General features: G+C 66.8%; 1 protein-coding gene. It reads left to right on the forward strand.

Features of this window, described 5'->3' with window-relative positions; all coding sequences use genetic code 11:
* On the forward strand, nt 1-394 hold a 394-nt coding region (locus ACU18_RS19010; RefSeq protein ID WP_157407882.1), incomplete at both ends, for a DUF4082 domain-containing protein.

Raw genomic sequence — 394 nt, forward strand, 5'->3', positions numbered from 1 at the left:
AACCTGCCCCTGCACCCTCTTCCAGGACACCGTCACCCCCGGCATTTACGAAATCAACGACGGCGTCCCCCTCACCCTCGGCGTCCGCTTCAGCAGCACCACCGCCGGGACCATCACCGGGGTCCGCTTCTACAAAGCCGCCAGCAACACCGGCACCCACACCGGCACCCTCTTCACCGCTTCCGGCCAGCAGCTGGCCACCATCACCTTCACCAACGAAACCACCGCCGGCTGGCAAACCGCCACCTTCAACCAACCCGTCCCCATCAACGCCAACACCGAATACGTCGCCGCCTACACCACCCCCGGCACCTACTCCGCAACACCCGGTGGACACGGCACCGCCCTCACCAGCGGGCCACTCCGCACCACAGACGGCGCAGGAGCCTTCACC

The organism is Arthrobacter sp. ZBG10, assembly GCF_001238605.1.
Classification (GTDB): Bacteria; Actinomycetota; Actinomycetes; order Actinomycetales; family Micrococcaceae; genus Arthrobacter.